Annotated in this window: 17 protein-coding genes; 7 read left to right on the forward strand and 10 right to left on the reverse strand. The window is 64.6% G+C overall.

The window, feature by feature from the left end; translation table 11 throughout:
- Positions 1-201: 201 nt before the first annotated feature.
- Positions 202-1614 (reverse strand): methylenetetrahydrofolate--tRNA-(uracil(54)-C(5))-methyltransferase (FADH(2)-oxidizing) TrmFO, encoded by a 1413-nt coding sequence (gene trmFO, locus Q8P46_13435; protein ID MDP2621150.1) that lies wholly within the window; start codon positions 1612-1614, stop codon positions 202-204.
- Between the two features lie 124 nt (positions 1615-1738).
- Here trmFO and Q8P46_13440 point away from each other — a divergent pair, with 124 nt between their 5' ends.
- Positions 1739-2413 (forward strand): hypothetical protein, encoded by a 675-nt coding sequence (locus Q8P46_13440; protein ID MDP2621151.1) that lies wholly within the window; start codon positions 1739-1741, stop codon positions 2411-2413.
- A gap of 17 nt (positions 2414-2430) precedes the next feature.
- Here Q8P46_13440 and Q8P46_13445 read toward each other — a convergent pair whose 3' ends face one another.
- The 3 genes from Q8P46_13445 to Q8P46_13455 are packed head-to-tail and all read right to left on the reverse strand — an operon-like array spanning position 2431 to position 4093.
- Positions 2431-3540 (reverse strand): serine/threonine protein kinase, encoded by a 1110-nt coding sequence (locus Q8P46_13445; GenBank protein ID MDP2621152.1) that lies wholly within the window; start codon positions 3538-3540, stop codon positions 2431-2433.
- On the reverse strand, positions 3537-3896 hold the full coding sequence (locus Q8P46_13450) for a hypothetical protein (protein MDP2621153.1): 360 nt from the start codon (positions 3894-3896) through the stop codon (positions 3537-3539). The genes Q8P46_13445 and Q8P46_13450 overlap by 4 nt, the downstream gene beginning before the upstream one ends.
- Positions 3893-4093 carry a hypothetical protein gene (locus Q8P46_13455; protein MDP2621154.1) on the reverse strand — a complete coding sequence of 67 codons (201 nt, stop codon included), beginning with the start codon at positions 4091-4093 and terminating at the stop codon, positions 3893-3895. Before Q8P46_13455 ends, Q8P46_13450 begins: the two co-directional genes overlap by 4 nt.
- A gap of 990 nt (positions 4094-5083) precedes the next feature.
- Between Q8P46_13455 and Q8P46_13460 the strand changes: the two genes are divergently transcribed.
- From Q8P46_13460 to Q8P46_13470, 3 genes are read left to right on the forward strand one after another with little or no spacing between them, the layout of a single operon-like run.
- Entirely contained in the window at positions 5084-5443 is a 360-nt protein-coding gene (locus Q8P46_13460) for a hypothetical protein (protein MDP2621155.1), read from the forward strand.
- Between the two features lie 18 nt (positions 5444-5461).
- On the forward strand, positions 5462-6028 hold the full coding sequence (locus Q8P46_13465) for a hypothetical protein (protein MDP2621156.1): 567 nt from the start codon (positions 5462-5464) through the stop codon (positions 6026-6028).
- Between the two features lie 50 nt (positions 6029-6078).
- A complete protein-coding gene (locus Q8P46_13470) occupies positions 6079-6840 on the forward strand; it encodes a hypothetical protein (protein MDP2621157.1) in 762 nt (253 codons plus the stop codon).
- Between the two features lie 8 nt (positions 6841-6848).
- Here the strand turns inward: Q8P46_13470 and uvrA are convergent, their stop codons facing one another.
- Positions 6849-9983, reverse strand: a complete 3135-nt coding sequence (gene uvrA, locus Q8P46_13475) for an excinuclease ABC subunit UvrA (GenBank protein MDP2621158.1) — start codon at positions 9981-9983, stop codon at positions 6849-6851.
- A 75-nt stretch (positions 9984-10058) separates the two neighbouring features.
- On the reverse strand, positions 10059-11078 hold the full coding sequence (locus Q8P46_13480) for a tetratricopeptide repeat protein (protein ID MDP2621159.1): 1020 nt from the start codon (positions 11076-11078) through the stop codon (positions 10059-10061).
- A gap of 577 nt (positions 11079-11655) precedes the next feature.
- Here Q8P46_13480 and Q8P46_13485 point away from each other — a divergent pair.
- On the forward strand, positions 11656-12117 hold the full coding sequence (locus Q8P46_13485; protein ID MDP2621160.1) for a single-stranded DNA-binding protein: 462 nt from the start codon (positions 11656-11658) through the stop codon (positions 12115-12117).
- A gap of 130 nt (positions 12118-12247) precedes the next feature.
- Here Q8P46_13485 and Q8P46_13490 read toward each other — a convergent pair whose 3' ends face one another.
- From Q8P46_13490 to Q8P46_13500, 3 genes are all read right to left on the reverse strand, one after another.
- On the reverse strand, positions 12248-13807 hold the full coding sequence (locus Q8P46_13490) for a methyl-accepting chemotaxis protein (GenBank protein ID MDP2621161.1): 1560 nt from the start codon (positions 13805-13807) through the stop codon (positions 12248-12250).
- A gap of 229 nt (positions 13808-14036) precedes the next feature.
- On the reverse strand, positions 14037-15233 hold the full coding sequence (locus Q8P46_13495) for a Xaa-Pro peptidase family protein (GenBank protein ID MDP2621162.1): 1197 nt from the start codon (positions 15231-15233) through the stop codon (positions 14037-14039).
- Positions 15234-15502: 269 nt separating this feature from the next.
- The gene (locus Q8P46_13500; GenBank protein MDP2621163.1) at positions 15503-16483 is read right to left on the reverse strand and encodes a cation diffusion facilitator family transporter; all 981 of its coding nucleotides are present in this window, start codon (positions 16481-16483) and stop codon (positions 15503-15505) included.
- Between the two features lie 98 nt (positions 16484-16581).
- Here Q8P46_13500 and Q8P46_13505 point away from each other — a divergent pair, with 98 nt between their 5' ends.
- A complete protein-coding gene (locus Q8P46_13505; protein ID MDP2621164.1) occupies positions 16582-16953 on the forward strand; it encodes a hypothetical protein in 372 nt (123 codons plus the stop codon).
- On the opposite strand, the gene Q8P46_13510 is transcribed toward Q8P46_13505, so the two are convergent.
- Positions 16950-17588, reverse strand: coding sequence for a MarC family protein (locus tag Q8P46_13510; protein ID MDP2621165.1), 639 nt, complete (start codon positions 17586-17588; stop codon positions 16950-16952). The two genes, Q8P46_13505 and Q8P46_13510, sit on opposite strands and share 4 nt — an antisense overlap.
- Before the next feature lie 230 nt (positions 17589-17818).
- On the opposite strand from Q8P46_13510, the gene gyrA reads away from it, so the two are divergent.
- Positions 17819-19721: DNA gyrase subunit A (gyrA, locus tag Q8P46_13515; protein ID MDP2621166.1), on the forward strand; the 1903-nt coding region annotated here is incomplete at its 3' end.

The following is a 19721-nucleotide window of genomic DNA, read 5'->3' on the forward strand; positions in this document are numbered from 1 at the left end:
CTTTTGACCTCAATGATTCCAATAACTTATCTGCCCTACCTTAGGAGAAACGGTCAGTATCCGGTGCCTTCGCATTTGTTGGAAAGACTCGCTTTTTCGAAATGGCTTGGGCGGCTCACTTGAGATGTGTGCATACGATAGACTGGGGAGAGGTGGGGGCGGTTGCCGTGAGCGCCATCGTCCAATTCAATCGGGTCGCGACTACTCCGCCGCCGCCCTAATGCCCGTTATCCAGCCTTCGAAGTCGGCAAGGGCGCGGGCGGTCAGCGCCTGCTTGCGGGCCAGCGCCCTGTCCTTGCCGCGCAGGCGCTTGCCGCCTTCCGCCCACGGGGCGGGGATGGGCGGGAACAGGCCGAAATTGACGTTCATCGGCTGGAACGAGCGCGGGCCGGCGTCGATGGTCTCGACGTGACCGCCGGTGATGTGGTTGACGAGCGCCCCCATGGCGGTGGTCGCTGGCGGCGGCACGGCCGCTTTGCCGAAGCGCTCGTCGGCGGCGAAACGGCCGGCGAGAAGGCCGACGGCGGCGCTTTCCACATAGCCCTCGCAGCCGGTGATCTGACCGGCAAAACGCAGTTGCGGACGCTGCTTGAGCCGCAGGCTCCTGTCGAGCAGCCGCGGCGAATTGAGGAACGTATTGCGGTGCACCCCGCCGAGCCGCGCGAACTCGGCCTGCTCCAGTCCCGGGATCATGCGGAAGATGCGCGCCTGCTCGGCATATTTCAGCTTGGTCTGGAATCCGACCATGTTGTAAAGCGTGCCGAGCGCATTGTCCTGGCGCAGCTGGACCACCGCATAGGGCTTCCTGTCGGGCGCCCGCGGGTCGGTCAGGCCGAACGGCTTCATCGGCCCGTGGCGCAGGGTCTCGCGGCCGCGCTCGGCCATCACCTCGATCGGCAGGCAGCCGTCGAAATAGGGCGTCGCGGCCTCCCAGTCGTGAAACTCGGTCTTATCGCCGGCAAGAAGCGCGTCGATGAAGGCGCCGTAGGCCTCGCGGGTCAGCGGGCAGTTGACATAGTCGGCTCCGCTGCCGCCGGGGCCCGGCTTGTCGTAGCGCGACTGCATCCAGGCTTTGCCTAAATCGATGCTCTCCTTGTAGACGATGGGGGCGATGGCATCGAAGAAGGCGAGCGCCTCTTCGCCGGTCAGCGCGCGGATCGCGTCGGCCAAGGCCGGAGAGGTGAGGGGGCCGGTGGCGATGATGACGCTCTCCCAATCCTCGGGCGGCAGGCCCGCGACCTCGGCGCGGTCGAGGCTGACCAGCGGATGGGCCTCAAGGGCAGCGGTGACGGCGGCGGCGAAGCCCTCCCGGTCGACGGCAAGCGCGCCGCCGGCCGGCACCTGGTTGGCGTCGGCGGCCCGGATGATGAGGGAGCCCGCGCGGCGCATCTCCGCGTGCAGCAGGCCGACGGCATTGGTCGCCGCGTCGTCGGAGCGGAACGAGTTCGAGCAGACAAGCTCGGCGAGTGCGCCGGTCTTGTGCGCCGCGGTGCCGCGGACGGGGCGCATCTCGTGCAGCACCACCGGCACGCCGGCTGCGGCGAGCTGCCAGGCGGCCTCGGAGCCGGCGAGACCGCCGCCGACAATGTGGACGGGGGCATGCTTGTTCGACATCGGCCTGAACATAGAGTCTAAAGCCGCCCGGTTGAAGACTGTCGCACGCAGGTTCGCAACGCCGTATTGGCGGGGCCCGGAGCACGATGTTAAAACAGCTGCACGGACCGGAGGGACCGAATCGATGGGGCTTGGGCGGAGCAGAGCGGCAACGCTGCTGAGGGGACCGGCCGCGGGGGCGACTTTCCTGCTCCTGCTGGCCGTCGGCGCGGCGGCCCAGGATCTTCGCGACCCGCGGGATTATCTGCGTCGCAACGGCGGCGCGCCGCCGGAGAACGGCGCGATCACCATCTGCCATGCCTATGGCTGCGGGCGGACCACCCGCATCCGGCTCGACGATGCCGATCTCGCCATGATCCGGCGGATGATGGCGCCGGGCGCAGCCTCCGCCGAGGCGGAGCGCGTGGCGGTCGCCTACGTCATCGCGGCGATGGAGACCAAGGTCGGCGCCATGACCGGCACCTCGGCGGACCGCGACTATCGCGACCTCGCCAGCGGCGGCGACCCGACGCAGATGGACTGCATCGACGAGGCCGCAAACTCGACCAGCTACCTGTTGCTGCTCGACCAGCTCGGCCTGTTACGCCACCACGGGGTCGCCTACCCGGCCTCCAAGGGATTTCTCATCGATTTCGTCTATCCGCACAATACCGCCGTGCTCGCCGAACGGGCGACGGGGCGGCGCTACGCGGTCGATTCCTGGGTGTTCAGGAACGGCGAAAAGCCGATCGTCGTGCCGCTGGAGACCTGGTACGCCACCCGCTCGGCAAGCTTCTATCGGCAGCGTCACGGCGTGTGAGGTCCTCAAAGCGGGGCTTATACCACCCCGCCTGCCGCGGCCGTGCGCGAGGCAAGCCCTCGCCGGTCGCTCAGATTGACCCGTTGGGCGACGATCCGCGCCATCAGCGCCTCCAGATTCGCATCGCCCGCGGTCAGCGGCCCGATCTCGTCGAGCAGGTTCTGCGCCACCAGCCGCAACAGATCATGGCGGATTTCGCCGGCGGCGGATCGCGGCAGCGCCGGGACGAGCTGAACGAGGTCGGCGCCGGCGAGCGGGCCGAGCTCCTTGCGGCTCCAGGCGGCGAGGTCGAGCCCGTCGGCGGGCTCGGCGACGGCGGCGAAGGCGTATAGCCCTTCCACCCTGTGGGAGGGGTGAGGATAGCTGGTCACGGCGGCCTCGGCGACGGCGGGATGGCGCTCCAGAAAATCGGCGAGCGCGCCGCCATAATGGGCGAGCCGGTCGCCGCCGCCTTCGCCGTCGGACCAGTGCAGCAGCCGGCGGGTGACGAGATTGTAGACGGCCTTGCCGCTCTTGCGCCAGATCCGCGACGGCAGGCTGCGCCGATCGGCGATGGCGCGCTCGCGGGCGGTGGTCGCCTCGGGGCAGTAGCGGCGCTTGTGCTTGATCAGGTGGCGGATGTCCTCATAGGACATGACCCGGTAGAGGCGGCCCTTGCGGCGGTGGACGTGGGCGAGCTGGAAGTCGAGGAGCTGCGGCCTGCCGTCCGGCGCGCGCAGCCAGTTCTGCGGCTTGGCGAGGTCGTTATGGGTGACGCCGCGCTTGCGCAGCTCGGCGAGAATGGCGCGGGCCTGCTTGAAATAGGCGACGTCGCCATGCGGCTCGGCGACGTGCAGCGGCACGCCGGGGAGCCATTGCCGGTAGATGCGCTTGGCCTCGCGGCCGAGCAGGCGCGGCACGCCGGAAACGCCGGCAAGGGTCTTGAGCGCGCGCACCTCGCGCCGCGCCAGATGGGCGCTGATCGGCGCGGCCCACCATTTGCGCTCGGATAGATCGCGCAGAATCGCCTTTTCGCCGGAAGCGCCGAGTCGGCCGAGAACGATGCGCCCGAAGATATCCTGCTTGAGCACGGTTTCCGGCTCGAAGGCGAAGGCTCCTTCGCCGGTTGCGACGGCCTCTTCATTCATCGCCGATCCTCGATGCCCGCCGGTGCGATTTTCCCCGATATCGGTGTATGATGATTATCAGCGGCGGGCGCGGAGGGAAAGCCCGCGCCGCCGAGACGGCAATCCGCGTCAAGGCGCTCAAGGAGCAGTGCGGCCACCGGGTGTGCCGCGACGTGCCCGTCGGTGACCTCCACGGCGAGTGCCCGGTAGCGCGGCCCGACGCGGACCGAGCGGAAGCGGCCGATCTTCTTGAAATGCAGCGAAGGATGCTGCGGATTCTGCTTCAGCAGCGTGAAATTCCGGTCGGCCAGCGCGCGGACCTGCTCGGGGAGCTGTTCATAGGCTTGCCAGAATGAGGCACTGGCGAAGTGCCTCATAGCTCGCGGGCGCGGCCCTTATCGACGTTGGCAATCGCCTCGTCGGCCAGCCGGTCGAGCTTGCCGCGTTCGGCGTCGCGCGCGATCTTGTCGTCGAAACGGGCGGCGTCGAACGCCTCGAACCAGGCGCGGAACCTGGCGTGCTCGTCGGCCGAGAGCTTCGCTACGGCCTTTTCGATTTCATCTGTTCCGGTCATGACCCAGCACATATCACAGAGGCGGCGGCGGTTGCATTCTCTTTGCGGCCGGCGCTTGTCCGGGACGACGCGGGGACAACCCACTTCCAATCGTCACCGCCGGACTTGATCCGGCGGTCCATTCCACTGACCCCTCGTCTCGCCGCGCCGTTACGGAATGGATGCGCGGTTCAAGCCCGCGCATGACGAGGGTGAGGGGAATCCCACCTCTCCGCATTCGACACACCGTCGTTCCCCGACTCGATCGGGCAACCCAGTAACCGCTGTGCTCAATCCATCCTACGGGCTGGATCACAACGGTCAGCGAACGCCGCCGGCGAGCCAATAGGCATGCCGTATTCGAGCCATCGCGTTTTGTCAAGATTTCTGCGATTTCTGGGCCTATTCGGCTTAAGAAATGGAATATGCCAGTCCAATCACAGCACGAAGGTCGCCCACAACGCGCCGCGCTCGCTTCATTGGATAGACAGGTGATACTGATACCATTTTGCCAACCCGTATAAATGCAGACTGAATATTTCTAATGCAAACAACAGGATAATGAGATTTCTCGTTTGCAATCCCGGACAGCTTTGGTCAGGATTGTAACCGCAACGCAGGTCGCCTTTCAAATTGGATCACAACGGTCGGCGAACGCCGCCGGCGAGTCAATAGGCATGCCGTATTCGAGCTGTGGCGTGTTGTCGAGGATTCCCGCGAGTTTTTAGGCTATTTGGCTTGAGGAGGGGAATATTCCAATCCGATCACAGCACGAAGGACGCCGTCCACACGCCGCGCTCGCTTCATTGGATAGACGGGCTGTACTGGTAATAGAAGACAATCACGTAAGTAGACAAGTCGCATAATGCGTGCCTGGTGATGTGTTCCGATGGCTCAGCAAAAAATCAAACAATCGCGCGGATAATGGTGAAGCAATATCCAAATTTGTGTTCTTGACAAGGGCGCCTAATCCCAGGTATCTTTTTGAGATAGAACTGTTGGAGGCAGCAAATGGCCAAGGCTGTGTATACGATGAAGAGCGGCACGACAGTTGCGCTGGAGGGATCGCACGAGGAGGTGGTGGCACTGCTGGCGCGTCTTGAGCAAGGCGTGTCGGACGACGAGCCAGAGAGGGCTAATCGGCATAGGCGGCAGAGCCGACCTAGGGCCACCCCGACTAGTGTGGTCGAAGAGCTAATATCGGATGGGTTCTTCGCCGTGCCGCGGGATCTGGGCACGATCAGGATTGCTCTGAGGGACAAGGGTCATTTTTATCCCGCAACCTCGCTCTCCCCGGTCATGCTGCGTTTAGTGCGTTCCAAAGTCCTTCGACGCATCAAGGAGGACAAACGTTGGATGTACGTGGAATAGACTGAATGGGATAGAGCCATGACAACGAAGCCCATGACCGATATTGTTTCGGCTATTGTCACTGAGTTGAGGCCGCTCGAATCAGTTGAGCGACTTCGCGTCGTTCAAGCCTCGCTGGCGTTGCTCGGTGAGACTCCGGTCCTGCCAAGTCAGCCGGGCACTGCGGAAAGCAGTGGCAGTGCTGGTGTCGGTGGCGAGCCTTCAGACCTCCCACTCCGCACGCGGACTTGGCTCAAGCAAAATCAGTTGTCGATGGAACAGGTCGAGCAAGTCTTTCATCTGGAAGGGGAAGACGTTGACGTGATCGCTGCCGAAATTCCGGGAAAATTTAATAAGGAAAAGGTTCGCAATGCGTACATTCTAGTCGGAATTGCGCGCATGCTGACGTCAGGCGAAGCGAAATTCGACGACAAGGTAGCTCGGGCATTTTGTGAGCAACACGGCTTCTACGATCACACAAATCACATGAAATATATGAAGGGCGGCAATGAGTTTACTGGAACGAAGGCGAAGGGCTGGACCCTCACGAGTCCGGGCCTCAAACGCGGTGCTGAACTTGTGAAGGAACTGAGCCAGGAAGGTTGATCACGAACCTGGCCGACAGTGGTTGAGTCGGGGCCTAGTAGGTCAGACGGATGCTCACTGCAATCGAACAGAACCTCAAGAAAGTCTTCGACCAGAAACTGGTCGACGAGCTGCTAGCCGGCTACGACGAGGCCAAGCGAAACTTCTATTTGGGCGGCTTGCGCTTGAGCGAAGTTGAAGGCGGTCGCTTCTGCGAGGCCGCTTTCAGGATGTTGCAGCAGGCAACAACCGGCTCCTTTGATCCTCTGAATGCAAGCATCAAGAGCGAGGCGATCATCAGTGCACTCGCGCAATTGTCGAAGACTCACTCGGATTCCATCCGCATTCACATCCCGCGCGCTCTTCGTGTCGTCTATGACATTCGGAATAAGCGTGACGCCGCGCACCTTGCCGACGGGATTGATCCGAATCTCCAAGACGCAATGCTCGTCGCTTCAACTTTGGATTGGATCATGGCTGAATTCGTTCGCCTCTACCACGGCGTGGCGGCGGACAAAGCGAGGCGAATCATAGACGACCTGGTTGTTCGGCGAGCACCGGCTGTTCAGGATTTTGATGGCTTCTTGAAGGTGCTGAACCCGAAACTGAAGGCGAGCGCGTTCACCTTGCTCCTCCTTTATGAGCGGGGGCCAATAGGGGCGACCTACGACGACCTCGCTGGCTGGGTCCAACCAATCATGCGAAAGAACCTTCGCCGAACGTTGCATCAACTCGAACACAAAAAGGCGTTCATTCACGGCGCAAACGGCGTCTATCGCATTACCATCGCGGGGATTCACGAAGTCGAAGCGCGAAGATTGCACGAAGCGTAGCCAGCTCTTCACTCCGCCGCCTCGGTCCTCTTCCCGCCGCGCGCCTTGGCGAGCGCGGATTTAAGGAACGCGCCGGTGTAGCTCCGCGGCTCCTTCGCCACCGCCTCGGGCGGGCCGCTCGCGACGATCTCGCCGCCGGCGTCGCCGCCCTCGGGGCCGAGGTCGATGATCCAGTCGGCCGTCTTGATGACCTCCAGATTGTGCTCGATGACCACCACGGTATTTCCCTGGTCGACCAGCTCGTGCAGCACCTCCAGCAGCTTCGCCACGTCATGGAAATGCAGGCCGGTGGTCGGCTCGTCGAGGATGTAGAGGGTGCGCCCGGTCGCCCGCCTGGACAATTCCTTCGACAGCTTGACGCGCTGCGCCTCGCCGCCGGATAGCGTCGTCGCCTGCTGGCCGACATGGATGTAGCCGAGGCCGACGCGCTTCAGCGTCTCCATCTTGTCGCGCACCGCCGGCACGGCGGAGAAGAAGCCGGCCGCCTCCTCGACCGTCATGTCGAGCACGTCGGCGATCGACCGGCCCTTGAACTTGACCTCCAACGTCTCGCGATTGTAGCGGCGGCCCTTGCACTGGTCGCAGGTGACGTAGATGTCGGGCAGGAAGTGCATCTCGATCTTGATCAGCCCGTCGCCCTGGCAGGCCTCGCAGCGCCCGCCCTTGACGTTGAACGAAAACCGCCCCGGCTTGTAGCCGCGCGCCTTGGATTCCGGCAGGCCGGTGAACCATTCGCGGATCGGCGTGAAGGCGCCGGTATAGGTGGCGGGGTTGGAGCGCGGCGTGCGGCCGATCGGCGACTGGTCGATGTCGATCACCTTGTCGAGGAATTCGAGCCCCTCGATCGTGTCGTGGGCGCCGGGGTGCTCGCGGGCGCCGGAAATGCGCCGGGCGGCGGCGCGATAGAGCGTATCGATGAGTAGCGTCGACTTGCCGCCGCCGGAGACGCCGGTGACGCAGGTGAAAAGGCCGAGCGGCACCTCGGCGGTGATATCTTTAAGATTGTTGGCGCGCGCGCCGGAAAGCCGCAACAGCTTGCCCTTCCGCGGCCGGCGGCGCTCCCGCGGCACCGGGATCTGCAGAAATCCGGTGAGGTACTGCCCGGTCAGGCTCGCCGGCGCCGCCATCACGTCTTCAGGCGTGCCGCGGGCGACGATCTCGCCGCCATGGATACCGGCGCCGGGGCCGACATCGACCACATAGTCGGCGGAACGGATGGCCTCCTCGTCATGCTCGACGACGATGACGGTGTTGCCGAGATCGCGCAGGTTCTTCAGCGTCTCCAGGAGGCGGGCATTGTCGCGCTGGTGCAGGCCGATGGAGGGCTCGTCGAGCACGTAGAGGACGCCGGTCAGCCCCGAGCCGATCTGCGAGGCAAGCCGGATGCGCTGGCTCTCGCCGCCCGAAAGGGAGCCCGAGGCGCGCGACAGGGTGAGATAGTCGAGGCCGACATCGTTGAGGAAATTCAGCCGGTCGCGGATCTCCTTGAGGATCCTGCCGGCGATCTCGTTCTGTTTCGCCGTCAGCTTCTCCGGCAGGGCGGCGAACCAGTCGCCGGCGGCACGGATCGACATCTCGGCCACCTGGCTGATATGGAGCCCCGCGATCTTCACCGCCAGCGCCTCGGGCTTCAGCCGGTAGCCCGAGCAGGCAAGGCAGGGCTGGGCGGTCTGGAAGCGCTCGATCTCCTCGCGCGCCCAGGCCGAATCGGTCTCGCGCCAGCGCCGCTCCAGGTTCGGGATCACCCCCTCGAAGGGCTTGGTCGTCTGATAGGCGCGCACCCCGTCGTCATAGGTGAATGTCACCGGCTCCTCGCCGGTACCGAACAGGATCGCCTCGCGGGCCAGCTCCGGCAGCTCGGCCCAGGGCCCGGTCATCGAGAAGCCGTAGTGGGAAGCCAGCGCCTGCAGGGTCTGCAGGTAATAGGGCGAGGTCGAGCGCGCCCAGGGGGCGATGGCGCCGCGCCTCAGCGTCAATGTCCCGTCCGGCACCACCAGGCTTGCGTCGACCTTGGGCTCGGCGCCGAGCCCGCCGCAGGCCGGGCAGGCGCCGAACGGGTTGTTGAAGGAGAACAGCCTGGGCTCGATCTCGGAGATGGTGAAGCCGGAGACCGGGCAGGCGAATTTCTGCGAGAAGATGAGGCGGTCGGGCTTGGCGGCGGAAATGACCCCCTCCTTCATCCTCCCCCTTTCAGGGGGAGGAGCTTCCTCTTCTCTCTCCCCTGAAAGGGGAGGGTCGGACCGAAGGTCCGGGGAGGGGTCCTGTCTTGCGGCCTTGGCGGGTTTGTCGGCGGAGATGACCCCCTCCTTCAGCCTCCCCCTTTCAGGGGGAGGAGCTTCCTCTTCTCCCTCCCCTGAAAGGGGAGGGTCGGACCGAAGGTCCGGGGAGGGGTCCTGTCTTGCGGCCTTCGCCGGCGCATCGGCGAACTCGGCGACGGCGATGCCGTCGGCAAGCTCCAGCGCCGTTTCGAGCGAGTCCGCGAGCCGCGCCGCGATGTCGCCGCGCACGACGATGCGGTCGACCACCACGTCGATGTCGTGCTTGAACTTCTTGTCGAGCGAAGGCGCCTCGGCGATCTCGTGGAAGGTGCCGTCGATCCTGACCCGCTGGAAGCCCTTTTTCATCAGGTCCGCGAGCTCTTTTCTGTACTCGCCCTTGCGCCCGCGCACCATCGGCGCCAGCAGATAGAGCCGCGTCCCCTCGGGCAGCGCCAGGACGCGGTCGACCATCTGGCTCACCGTCTGGCTCTCGATGGGAAGGCCTGTGGCCGGCGAATAGGGCACGCCGGCGCGGGCGAACAAGAGCCGCATATAGTCGTAGATCTCGGTCACCGTGGCGACCGTCGAGCGCGGATTTCGGGAGGTCGTCTTCTGCTCGATCGAGATCGCCGGCGACAGCCCGTCGATCTGGTCGACGTCGGGCTTGTGCATCATCTCCAGGAACTGGCGGGCATAGGCGGAGAGAGACTCCACATAGCGCCGCTGGCCCTCGGCATAGATGGTGTCGAAGGCGAGCGACGACTTGCCGGAGCCGCTGAGGCCGGTGATCACGACGAGCTTGTCGCGCGGAATGTCGACATCGACGTTCTTCAGATTGTGCTCGCGCGCGCCGCGCACGGAGATCTGTCGGGAAGGGTCGGGCATGGCTTAAGCACTTAAGCGAGTTGGCCGATGGCGGCAATGGGCAAGGCGAGACGCGGCATCCTGGGCCGGCGACGGTCAGCCTCCGGCGGCATCCCCGGTCTCGAGGGCGGGACTTTCCGGGTCGAAACCGAACATGTCGGCGACCAATTGGAACAGTTCGACCCAGCGGCGGGCGCCTTCCGAGCGGGCAATTCTGAGCCGGAGGGTCATCGCCAAGTCCTTGATCGCGCTTATGATCTGGCCCCGGCGCGCCCGCAGCCAGCCGCGCTCGGCATAGCTTTCCGCATCGGCCGGATCGAGCGCGATCGCCCGCGAAAAGTCGCCGATCGCCTCGTCGACATCGCCCCTGTTGACCCGAATAATGGCGCGATTCCAGTAGCTTAGGGCGACATCCGGGTTCAATTCAATCGATTGATTGAAGTCGGCGAGCGCCCGCTCGGGCCTGCCCATATTGTTGAAGGTCGCACCCCGGTTGAGATAGGCCACATAGTCGCGCGGGTTGAGGGCAATCGCCTTGTCGTAGTCGGCGATGGCCCGCGCGGACTCGCCCTTCTTGTCCCAGGCATCGCCGCGATTCCGGTACGCCCGGGCATAGCCGGGGTTGAGTTCGACGCTTTTGGTATAGTCGGCGATCGCCCGGTCGAGAAAGCCCAGTATCTCGTTGGCGGCGCCGCGATTGTTGTAGGCGATGAAATCGCGGGGATTGAGATCGACCGCCTTCGCATAGCCGGCAATGGCGCGAAGGAACTCGTCCCTGCCGTACCAGGCATCGCCGAGGTCCCGGTGAGCCTCGGCATAGGCGGGCGCCAGCGCGATGGCCCTGTCATAGTCGGCGATGGCGCGCTCCAGCTCGCCGAGGCGGTGCCAGATCACCGCGCGCCCGTGATAGGCGAACGGATCGTCGGGGTTGCGGGCGATCGCCGCGTCGTAGTCGTGGAGCGCCCGGGCAAGGTCCGGTTCGGTCCGTAGAGGCGGGCCGCCGGACGGGGGCAGGGCCGGGCCGTTCGGGGAAAGGCCTGCCCACGCGCCGACAGCCGCCTGCGCGGGCGCGGCGAGGGTGAGAATCAAAACCAGCGATGCGACCAGCCGAAACATGCCGCTTCCCATTTCCGCCGCATGATACGCCAAATCCGTCCCTTGGCTTGCGCCGAGGAAGGGTTGCGCTTTGCGCCCAGCTAGAACATAATAAGAACATTAGCAGGCGACTGTGGATAAGCGCAAGCTTGCGATGGCGCGCCGCGGCGACTCGGCGATAGGGTGGATTCGGGACCTGGGGAGGTGGGGCGGACCTGTTTCAAGGCGGCGGGCGCGACGGCCGGCAGCGTCGACGAGTTCGTGCGGACCGACACGGGTGCGGCCTTCAACCAAGGGCCTCGCCAATTCCCGCCAGCGCTCGTCGGCGGGCAACGGATCACACTTCGGAAATCGGTCGACGCAGGTCTTCACGGCCGCGCGGAGGCTTTGCCGCGCCTCTTGCGGCGAAGCGGCGGCGGCCGCTCGCGGCCGCGGCAAAGAGCGGTTGCACTTTGCGCCCGACTAGAACATAATAGGAACATTGACAGCCCGCTGTGGATAAGAGCAAGCTTGCGATGGCCTGCCGGAGCCTGCGGGCGATAGGGTAGACGAGGGACCCGGGGCAGGTGGGCGGACCGAAGTCAAGGAGACGGAAGCGATGGCCGGCAGCGTCAACAAGGTCATTCTGATCGGCAATCTGGGCGCGGATCCGGAAATCCGCCACACCCAGGACGGCCGGCCGGTCGCCAATCTGAGGGTCGCGACGTCGGATTCCTGGCGCGACAAGGCGACGGGCGAGCGGCGCGAGCGCACCGAGTGGCACCGCGTGGTGATTTTCAGCGAGGGGCTGTGCCGGATCGCCGAGCAATATCTGCACAAGGGCTCCAAGGTCTATCTGGAGGGCCAGCTTCAAACCCGCGAATGGGAGGACCAGTCCGGCCAGAAGCGCTACACCACCGAAGTGGTGCTGCAGGGCTTCAATTCGACGCTGACCATGCTCGACAGCCGGACCGGCGGCGAGCGGGACCAGGGGGCGACGGGCGATTTCGGCCGCGCAAGCCCGATGCAGAACTCCTCCGGCTCGGCCGCCGCCGAGCTCGACGACGAGATTCCGTTTTAGAGCGTATCCTCATAGACGACGGTTGATCACCGAAGCGCGACATGTCCGCTTTCGAATCCGGCCCGGACCGATGGAACGCTGCGTCGGATGTCGCAAAAGTGCCCGCCGCCGACATATGACGTGCGGCCGTCTAGTTAGCCACCTTGGCAAGGAAGCTCTTGACTTCGTTGCGCAAATCGGCGGCTGCCTCCTCCACCGACGCCGATGCGGTGAGCACGGTCTGTGCCGATTGTTGGTTACTGGCGGTAGCGCTGGCTACGTCGTTCAATACGGCTGCAACCAACTTTGTTCCGTCGGCGGCGCTTGTCACGTTACGGGAAATGTCATCTGTAGCGGCGCTTTGTTCCTGCACCGAGGCGGCGATCGCGGATGTGTAATCGTTGATTTTGTCCATGCGCTTCGCGATTCGCCCGAACGCCTCAACGGCCTTGCCGCTCGAGTTCTGCACCTCCATGATCTGGCGCGAAATATCCGCGGTTGCCTTTTCGGTCTGTGCCGCGAGCGACTTCACCTCGGAAGCGACCACCGCGAAGCCGCGACCTGCCTCGCCGGCGCGTGCCGCTTCAATTGTGGCATTGAGCGCCAGCAGATTGGTTTGCCCGGCAACGTCGCGGATCAGCTTTGTGATATCGCCGATCTTCTGCGCGACCTGCGCAAGGGCGTTGATTTCCTGATTCGTAATCTCCGCTTCGCTGACTGCAGACCGGACGACGTCGGCACTTTCGCTGAGCCGTCGTGCTATTTCGGCAATTGAGTTCGACAATTCTCCGGCGGCGCTCGCCACGTGCTCGACATTCGTCGAGGCTTCGTTCGACGTTTGCACCGCGCTTTCGGCACGTTGCGATGTATGGCCGGACGCATCGAATAGGTGCATTGCCGTCGAGTGCATTATGACCGCTCTTTCGGTCACGGTTCGCAACAGATTTTCGGCGCGCTGGCGGAATTCCGAGATCGCGTTTTCGATGGCGGCGCGGCGTTCTTCTTTAAGTTGCATGGCCGTGCGTTGCTGCTCGACCTGCCGCCTCTCGGTGACGTCCTCGTGAGTGCCGATCCAGCCACCCCCCTTCATCGGATGGTTTGTGACCAACAGGAGGTGCCCGCCCTTGGACTTGACCTCGTGCACAATGGTTCGCCCTTGTCGCACCGCATTCAAAAACTCTGCTCGATATTGATGGGGGTCGCGAGAGAACGTGCCCTTGGCAACCCGCTTTGCCAGCACTTCGGACAGCGTCGCCCCCGGCTTCACGTCATCTGGCGTTAACTCATACATACTGTAATATTGCGAGTTGCATACAACGAGACGTTCCGAGGAGTCGAACATGCACAGACCTTGCGCCATGCTGTCGGTGGCGGTGCGCAACTGCGCGATTTCGCGGTTTTGATGTCGTAGGAGCACTGCTCCCACGATGCTGATCGTAAACTGGGCAATGACCGCGGAGAGGATGACAGCGAGCACCGATTCAGAAATGGTGGGGATGACGGCGCCGGCCCAGCCAGCACCAGAGACAATCAGTACGACGAGACTCCCCACGAAAAAGGTGAGCCCGACAAGCGTCGTCAGCCAAAATGCCCGCTTCAGGGTCAGAGAAAACAATATTCTGAACATGATTTCATAGCTCGTGCGGCCCGCCAGTATGCCTTTATTCCCTACGAGCGTTATTTTGGGGTTAACCAATGGCGAGAAAATCATTGACTGGGCGGTCGGCCGGTCGCCAATCTGAGGGTCGCGACGTCGGATTCCTGGCGCGACAAGGCGACGGGTGATTTCGGCCGCGCAAGCCCGATGCAGAACTCCTCCGGCTCGGCCGCCGCCGAGCTCGACGACGAAATCCCGTTCTAGTGCCTTGCGGCTGAGCGCGATTGAGACCGGTCTGCACGGTTTTCGTCATCCGTGACAAGCGACGGCGAGAGCGCAAGCTCTATGCCGGGACGCGTGAGCTTCCGCCGCGGTTCCAGCCGCGGCCACGGTCGCCGAACAGCTCGTAGCCGTCCGCCGTCACCGCGACGGTATCCTCCAGCTTGATGTAGCCGCGCCGCGCGTGAGCCATCGTGGTTTCAACCGAAAGCACCATTCCTGCCTTAAGCGGCCGCTCGGCGTCCACGCCGTCATAGATCCGGTTGTTTATCAGGAACGGAACCTCGTGGCTGACCAGCCCCATGCCGTGGATGACGAGGTCGGTGACACCCGAATTGGGACCGGATTTCAGCACTTCGTTGCCGCAGGCGATCACATCGCCGCCGATTGCGCCGGCTCGGATCTCGGCGAAGACGGCCTGCTGCACGCCATCGACCTCGGCCAAGAGATCCTGCAGTTCCGCATCCGGCTCACCCAGCACGGTCATCCGGCAGAGGTCGCCGATATAGCCGTCATGGTTGCCGCCGGAATCGATGGACATGATCTCGCCGGTCTTCCAGGCTCGGCCCGACGGGGCGCGGTTCTTGTCCACGCCGAACGTCAACAGGCAGTAGTCGAACTCCAATCCGCGATTGGTTTCCTCACGCCGCATCCGCTCGACGATCTCGAGCTTGGTCGATCCTTCGCGCGCCCAGGCGATGGTCGCCAGCATCGACTCGGTAATCAGTTCCGAAGCCGTGCGCAATTTCGCAAGCTCGGCGGGCGTCTTGATCGCCCTGAGCCGTTCCAGCACGCCGGTGGCGTCCGCAAGGCCGGCGCTGCCGGTTCCTTCCGTCAGTGCCGCATGCGCGTCTGCCGGCAAGAAGCCGGGTTCGATGCCGATCCGTGCGCCGGCCTTGCCGGTCTTCCCGAGGTGCGCGATCGCCAATTTCGCGGCATCCGTTGTGCCCCAGGAGGAAAGGTGCACGGTTGGAGTCCAGAAAGGCCGGTTCGCGTGCTCCCAGCCCTCCATGGCATTGCCGATATAGGCGGCTTCCTCGGGCCGGCCCTTGACGTAGATTACGATCGGCAAATAGCGGCTGTGGCCGATCGCATCCATGGTCGAGAAGAAAAAGAAGCGATATCCGCCGAGCAGGTAGCCGGCGTTGTGCTTCGACGTCGCCAGAAGCACGTCAATGCCCGCTTCCTCCATGAGCCGGTCGGCGCGGGCCGTGTCAAACGGCGCATCGATGCGGATCGACGCCTCGGACCCTGCTGTCACGCTCCGAGCCTCCGCTGCCCAAGCCCTCAGCTTTGGCCCTTCCGCACGGTCTGTCAATAGCACCGCCACTTTGCCCGACAATGCCGGATGACGCGGTCCAAGCAGCCGGGCGCGGCGCTCCGGTCATCCCGGCTCCGGATTCCGGCCCCTGCCTCTCCTCGGGATGGCCTTCGGCAAGACCCAGGCGCGAGAATGACGGGTGGGGAAGGGCGGTGTCCCACCATCGGACGGGCCCGCGGTTGCCCCGACCGCCGATCTTGCGCGAATGTTCAGATGCCCCCGCTGCGTTCCGGTTCCTCGGCCTCGCGCGCGGCGCGGGCCCGCTCGAGGGATTCCCGGTGGTCCTCGGCCGACTGCACCTCGATGAACAGCCGCCTGATGTCCGGGTAATCGGTCTTGATGCGCCGTTCCAGATCGTTGATCGTCTCCTCGATCTCGACCGAGCCCACTTGGTCGATGAAATCGACCGACAGCGCCAGCAATATGTCGTCGGGGCCGAGATGCAGGGTGCGCAGCTCGTTGATGGCGCGGATCGCGGTCTTCTCGCCGATGATGCGGCGAATGCCGGCTGCGACCCACGGGTCGGCCGCCTCGCCGATCAGCAGCCCCTTGCATTCATAGGCGAGCAGCGCCGCGGTCACGGCGAGCACCAGGCCGATGCCGATCGAGGCGGCGCCGTCGATCCACGGCCGACCCAGATGGACCGCCAAGGCGATGCCGATCGCCGCGACAATGAGGCCGAGCATGGCGGCGGTATCTTCGAACAGGACGGTGAACACGGTCGGGTCCTTGGAGCGTCGCACGGCGGCAAGGTAGCCGCCCTCGCCCTTCACCTTGCGGAACTCGCGGAAGGCGACGATCCAGGCGGCAAGCTCGAACAGGAGGGCGGCCGCCAGCACCGCGAAGTTGACGAGCGGGCTGGTGATCGGGTGGGGCGCGCGGATCTCGGCCAGCCCCTCATAGATGGAAATGCCGGCGCCGAGCCCGAAGATCAGAATGGCGACGAAGAAGGCCCAAAAGTAAAGCTCGCGGGCGTGGCCGAAAGGATGCTGGGCGTCGGCCGGCTGCCTGGCGCGGCGCAAGCCGTAAAGCAGCAGGCCCTGATTGCCGGTGTCGACGACCGAATGGATGGCCTCCGACAGCATCGCCGAGGAGCCGGTATAGGCGGCGGCGGCAAACTTCGTGACGGCGATCAGCGAGTTTCCGGCAAGCGCCGCGTGGATGACCTTTTTCGATCCGTGCGCCGGCATGGCTCGATTCTCCCCTTCTCCGGCGGGTGCCCGCGCCGTTCCCTTCGTGATAGGGAAGGGCGGCACCATGCAACCATCGATGGAACAATAGCGTGCCCTTGCTTGTGATCGTAGCGCTTCTCGGTTTTGGCCTCGGTTTCGGCTGCCCGCTCGACGGCGCCGCAGCGGGCGAGGCGGACGTTGTCGCGGTCAAGGCCGTAGCGACGGGCGCGGGGGTTTACCGGTTCGACGTCACGGTGCGGCACGGCGACGAGGGCTGGGACCATTACGCCGACCGCTGGGATGTCGTGGCGCCGGACGGGACGGTGCTGGCAACCCGGGTGCTTCTGCATCCGCATGAAAACGAGCAGCCCTTCGCGCGCAGCCTGAGCGGTGTCGAGTTCCCGGCCGCGATCGGCCAGGTCACGGTCCGCGCCAACGACAAGGTGCACGGGCTCGGTGGACGCACGGTGACGGTCGCCCTGCCCTAGCTGCTTGCGCCGCGGACGAGCTCGGAAACCCCGTCGACGACGAACTGGACGGCCAGCGCGGCCAGGACCACACCCAGCAGGCGCGAAAAGACGATACGCCCGGTAACGCCGAGGAGCTTGTCGACGCGCGAGGCCAAGAGCGCGACGGTCAGGCAACCCGCCATGACCACGGCGATGACGGCGACCAGCAGGCCGAGACGCAGATAATCGCCGTGCGCGGACGCCGCCAGCAGCATGGTCGCGGTGATCGCACCGGGGCCCGAGATCAGCGGAATGGCGAGTGGGAAGGCGGCGATCTGCTGGATCTCGCCTTCGCCGCGCGCGGCTTCCGCCGTCGCTTCGTGACGCGCCTGGCGCTTCTCGAACAGCATCTCGAAGGCGATGGAAAACAATAACAGCCCGCCGGCGATGCGGAAGGCGGGAAACGAGATCCCCAACAGCGCGACGAAGCGCTGGCCGCCAAGTGCGAAAGCCGTGAGCACGACAAAGGCGATGAGGACCGCGCGCAGCGCGACCTGACGCCGCTCGGCGTTGCCAAGGCCCGACGTCAAGGCGAGAAACACCGGCGCCAGCGCCAGCGGATCGACGATCACGAACAGCGTCACGAAGGCCTTGAGCAGAAAATCGGCCGGCATTTCGCGGACCTCCTTGCCGCCCGTGCGAGGCGCCTGCGACAGGGACGCGGACGGCTTTCGATCGACACCGTGCCACGGGGCCTGGAAAAGAGTTGCGCCGTTTTTATGATCGCCGTATATCCAATTGATTTGTAATACGTTTTTCAGACACCTGCAAGGGCTTGACAGTGGCTTTGCGGCGCCAAATCGGCTATAAATGAGCGTGTTCAAACGAACTTTGGATTCGGTCCTTGGCAGATAATCCGACGCGCCCCGAAGGCGAGCCTCCGGCCGACATCGCTCCGGTCTCCATCACCGAGGAGATGAAGCGTTCCTACCTCGATTACGCGATGAGCGTGATCGTCTCTAGGGCGCTGCCCGACGTGCGCGACGGGCTCAAGCCGGTGCATCGGCGCATCCTCCATTCGATGCACGAGAGCGGCTATGACTGGAACAAGCCGTACCGCAAATCGGCACGCGTCGTCGGCGACGTCATCGGCAAGTATCACCCGCATGGCGACCAGTCGATCTACGATGCGCTGGTGCGCATGGCGCAAGACTTTTCCATGCGACTGCCGCTGCTCGACGGCCAGGGCAATTTCGGCTCCATCGACGGCGACCCGCCGGCGGCGATGCGCTACACCGAGATCCGCCTCGGCAAGCCGGCCCACGCGCTACTCGAGGACATCGACAAGGACACCGTCGATTTCCAGAACAACTACGACAATTCCGAGCGCGAACCGACGGTGCTTCCGGCGCGCTTTCCGAACCTGCTCGCCAACGGCGCCGGTGGCATCGCCGTCGGCATGGCGACCAACATCCCGCCGCACAATCTGGGCGAGGTGATCGACGCCTGCATCGCGCTGATCGACGACCCGGACATCACCGTGGCCGGGCTCATCGAGATCGTGCCGGGGCCGGATTTTCCGACCGGCGGCATCATCCTCGGCCGCGCCGGCATCCGCTCCGCCTACCATACCGGCCGCGGCTCAGTGACCATGCGCGGCCGGGTCCATGTGGAGACCGTCCGCAAGGAGCGCGAGGCGCTGGTCATCACCGAGGTGCCGTATCAGGTCAACAAGGCCTCGATGGTCGAGAAGATCGCCCATCTGGTGCGCGACAAGCGCATCGAGGGCATCGCCGACATCCGCGACGAATCCGACCGCGACGGCATCCGCGTGGTCGTCGAGCTGAAACGCGATGCGATGTCCGACATCGTCCTCAACCAGCTCTACCGCTTCTCGCCGCTGCAATCGACCTTCGGCTGCAATATGGTGGCGCTGACCGGCGGCCGGCCCGAGCTGATGGGGCTGAAGGACCTGATCCAGGCCTTTACGGCGTTTCGCGAGGAGGTCATTGGGCGGCGCACCAAGCACCTCTTGATGAAGGCGCGCGACCGCGCCCATGTGCTGGTGGGGCTGGCCATCGCGGTCGCCAATATCGACGAGGTCATCCGCCTGATCCGCACCGCGCCGGACCCTGCGAGCGCGCGCGAGGCGCTCAAGAGCCGCGACTGGCCGGCCAAGGACATGGCGCCGCTGATCGCGTTGATCGCCGATCCGCGCCACCAGCTGCGCAAGGACGGCACCTACCGGCTGTCCGACGAGCAGGCGCGCGCCATTCTCGATTTGCGGCTGCAGCGGCTGACCGGGCTCGGCCGCGACGAGATCGCCGACGAACTGAACAAGCTCGGCGCCGAGATCGGCGACTATCTGGAGATCCTGCGCTCGCGGGCGCGCATCCTCGACATCATCAAGAGGGAGCTGACAGACGTGCGCGACGAGTTCGCCACCCCGCGCCGCACCGAGATCGTCGAAGATGAAGGCGAGGTCGAGGACGAGGACCTGATCCAGCGCGAGGACATGGTGGTGACGGTCAGCCACCGCGGCTATATCAAGCGGGTGCCGCTGTCGACCTACCGGGCACAGCGGCGCGGCGGCAAGGGCCGGGCCGGCATGGCGACGCGGGAGGAGGATTTTGTCGCCCGACTGTTCGTCGCCTCGACCCACACGCCGGTGCTGTTCTTCTCCTCGCGCGGCATCGTTTACAAGCTCAACGACTGGCGCCTGCCGGCGCCTGCACCCCAGGCGCGCGGTAAGGCGTTGATCAATCTCCTGCCGCTGCAGGAGAACGAGATCATCACCACCATCAGGC

The organism is Hyphomicrobiales bacterium, assembly GCA_030688605.1.
GTDB lineage: Bacteria > Pseudomonadota > Alphaproteobacteria > Rhizobiales > NORP267 > JAUYJB01.

What these genes read in the sequence shown, in the direction of transcription:
- Q8P46_13455 (MDP2621154.1), bottom strand. Translation starts at nt 4,093, where the DNA reads ATGACCGGAACAGATGAAATCGAAAAGGCCGTAGCGAAGCTCTCGGCC.
- Q8P46_13465 (MDP2621156.1), top strand. Translation starts at nt 5,462, where the DNA reads ATGACAACGAAGCCCATGACCGATATTGTTTCGGCTATTGTCACTGAG.
- Q8P46_13440 (MDP2621151.1), top strand. Translation starts at nt 1,739, where the DNA reads ATGGGGCTTGGGCGGAGCAGAGCGGCAACGCTGCTGAGGGGACCGGCC.
- Q8P46_13445 (MDP2621152.1), bottom strand. Translation starts at nt 3,540, where the DNA reads ATGAATGAAGAGGCCGTCGCAACCGGCGAAGGAGCCTTCGCCTTCGAG.
- Q8P46_13480 (MDP2621159.1), bottom strand. Translation starts at nt 11,078, where the DNA reads ATGTTTCGGCTGGTCGCATCGCTGGTTTTGATTCTCACCCTCGCCGCG.
- Q8P46_13490 (MDP2621161.1), bottom strand. Translation starts at nt 13,807, where the DNA reads ATGATTTTCTCGCCATTGGTTAACCCCAAAATAACGCTCGTAGGGAAT.
- Q8P46_13470 (MDP2621157.1), top strand. Translation starts at nt 6,079, where the DNA reads ATGCTCACTGCAATCGAACAGAACCTCAAGAAAGTCTTCGACCAGAAA.
- Q8P46_13510 (MDP2621165.1), bottom strand. Translation starts at nt 17,588, where the DNA reads ATGCCGGCCGATTTTCTGCTCAAGGCCTTCGTGACGCTGTTCGTGATC.
- Q8P46_13460 (MDP2621155.1), top strand. Translation starts at nt 5,084, where the DNA reads ATGGCCAAGGCTGTGTATACGATGAAGAGCGGCACGACAGTTGCGCTG.
- Q8P46_13500 (MDP2621163.1), bottom strand. Translation starts at nt 16,483, where the DNA reads ATGCCGGCGCACGGATCGAAAAAGGTCATCCACGCGGCGCTTGCCGGA.
- Q8P46_13450 (MDP2621153.1), bottom strand. Translation starts at nt 3,896, where the DNA reads ATGAGGCACTTCGCCAGTGCCTCATTCTGGCAAGCCTATGAACAGCTC.
- uvrA (MDP2621158.1), bottom strand. Translation starts at nt 9,983, where the DNA reads ATGCCCGACCCTTCCCGACAGATCTCCGTGCGCGGCGCGCGCGAGCAC.
- Q8P46_13485 (MDP2621160.1), top strand. Translation starts at nt 11,656, where the DNA reads ATGGCCGGCAGCGTCAACAAGGTCATTCTGATCGGCAATCTGGGCGCG.
- trmFO (MDP2621150.1), bottom strand. Translation starts at nt 1,614, where the DNA reads ATGTCGAACAAGCATGCCCCCGTCCACATTGTCGGCGGCGGTCTCGCC.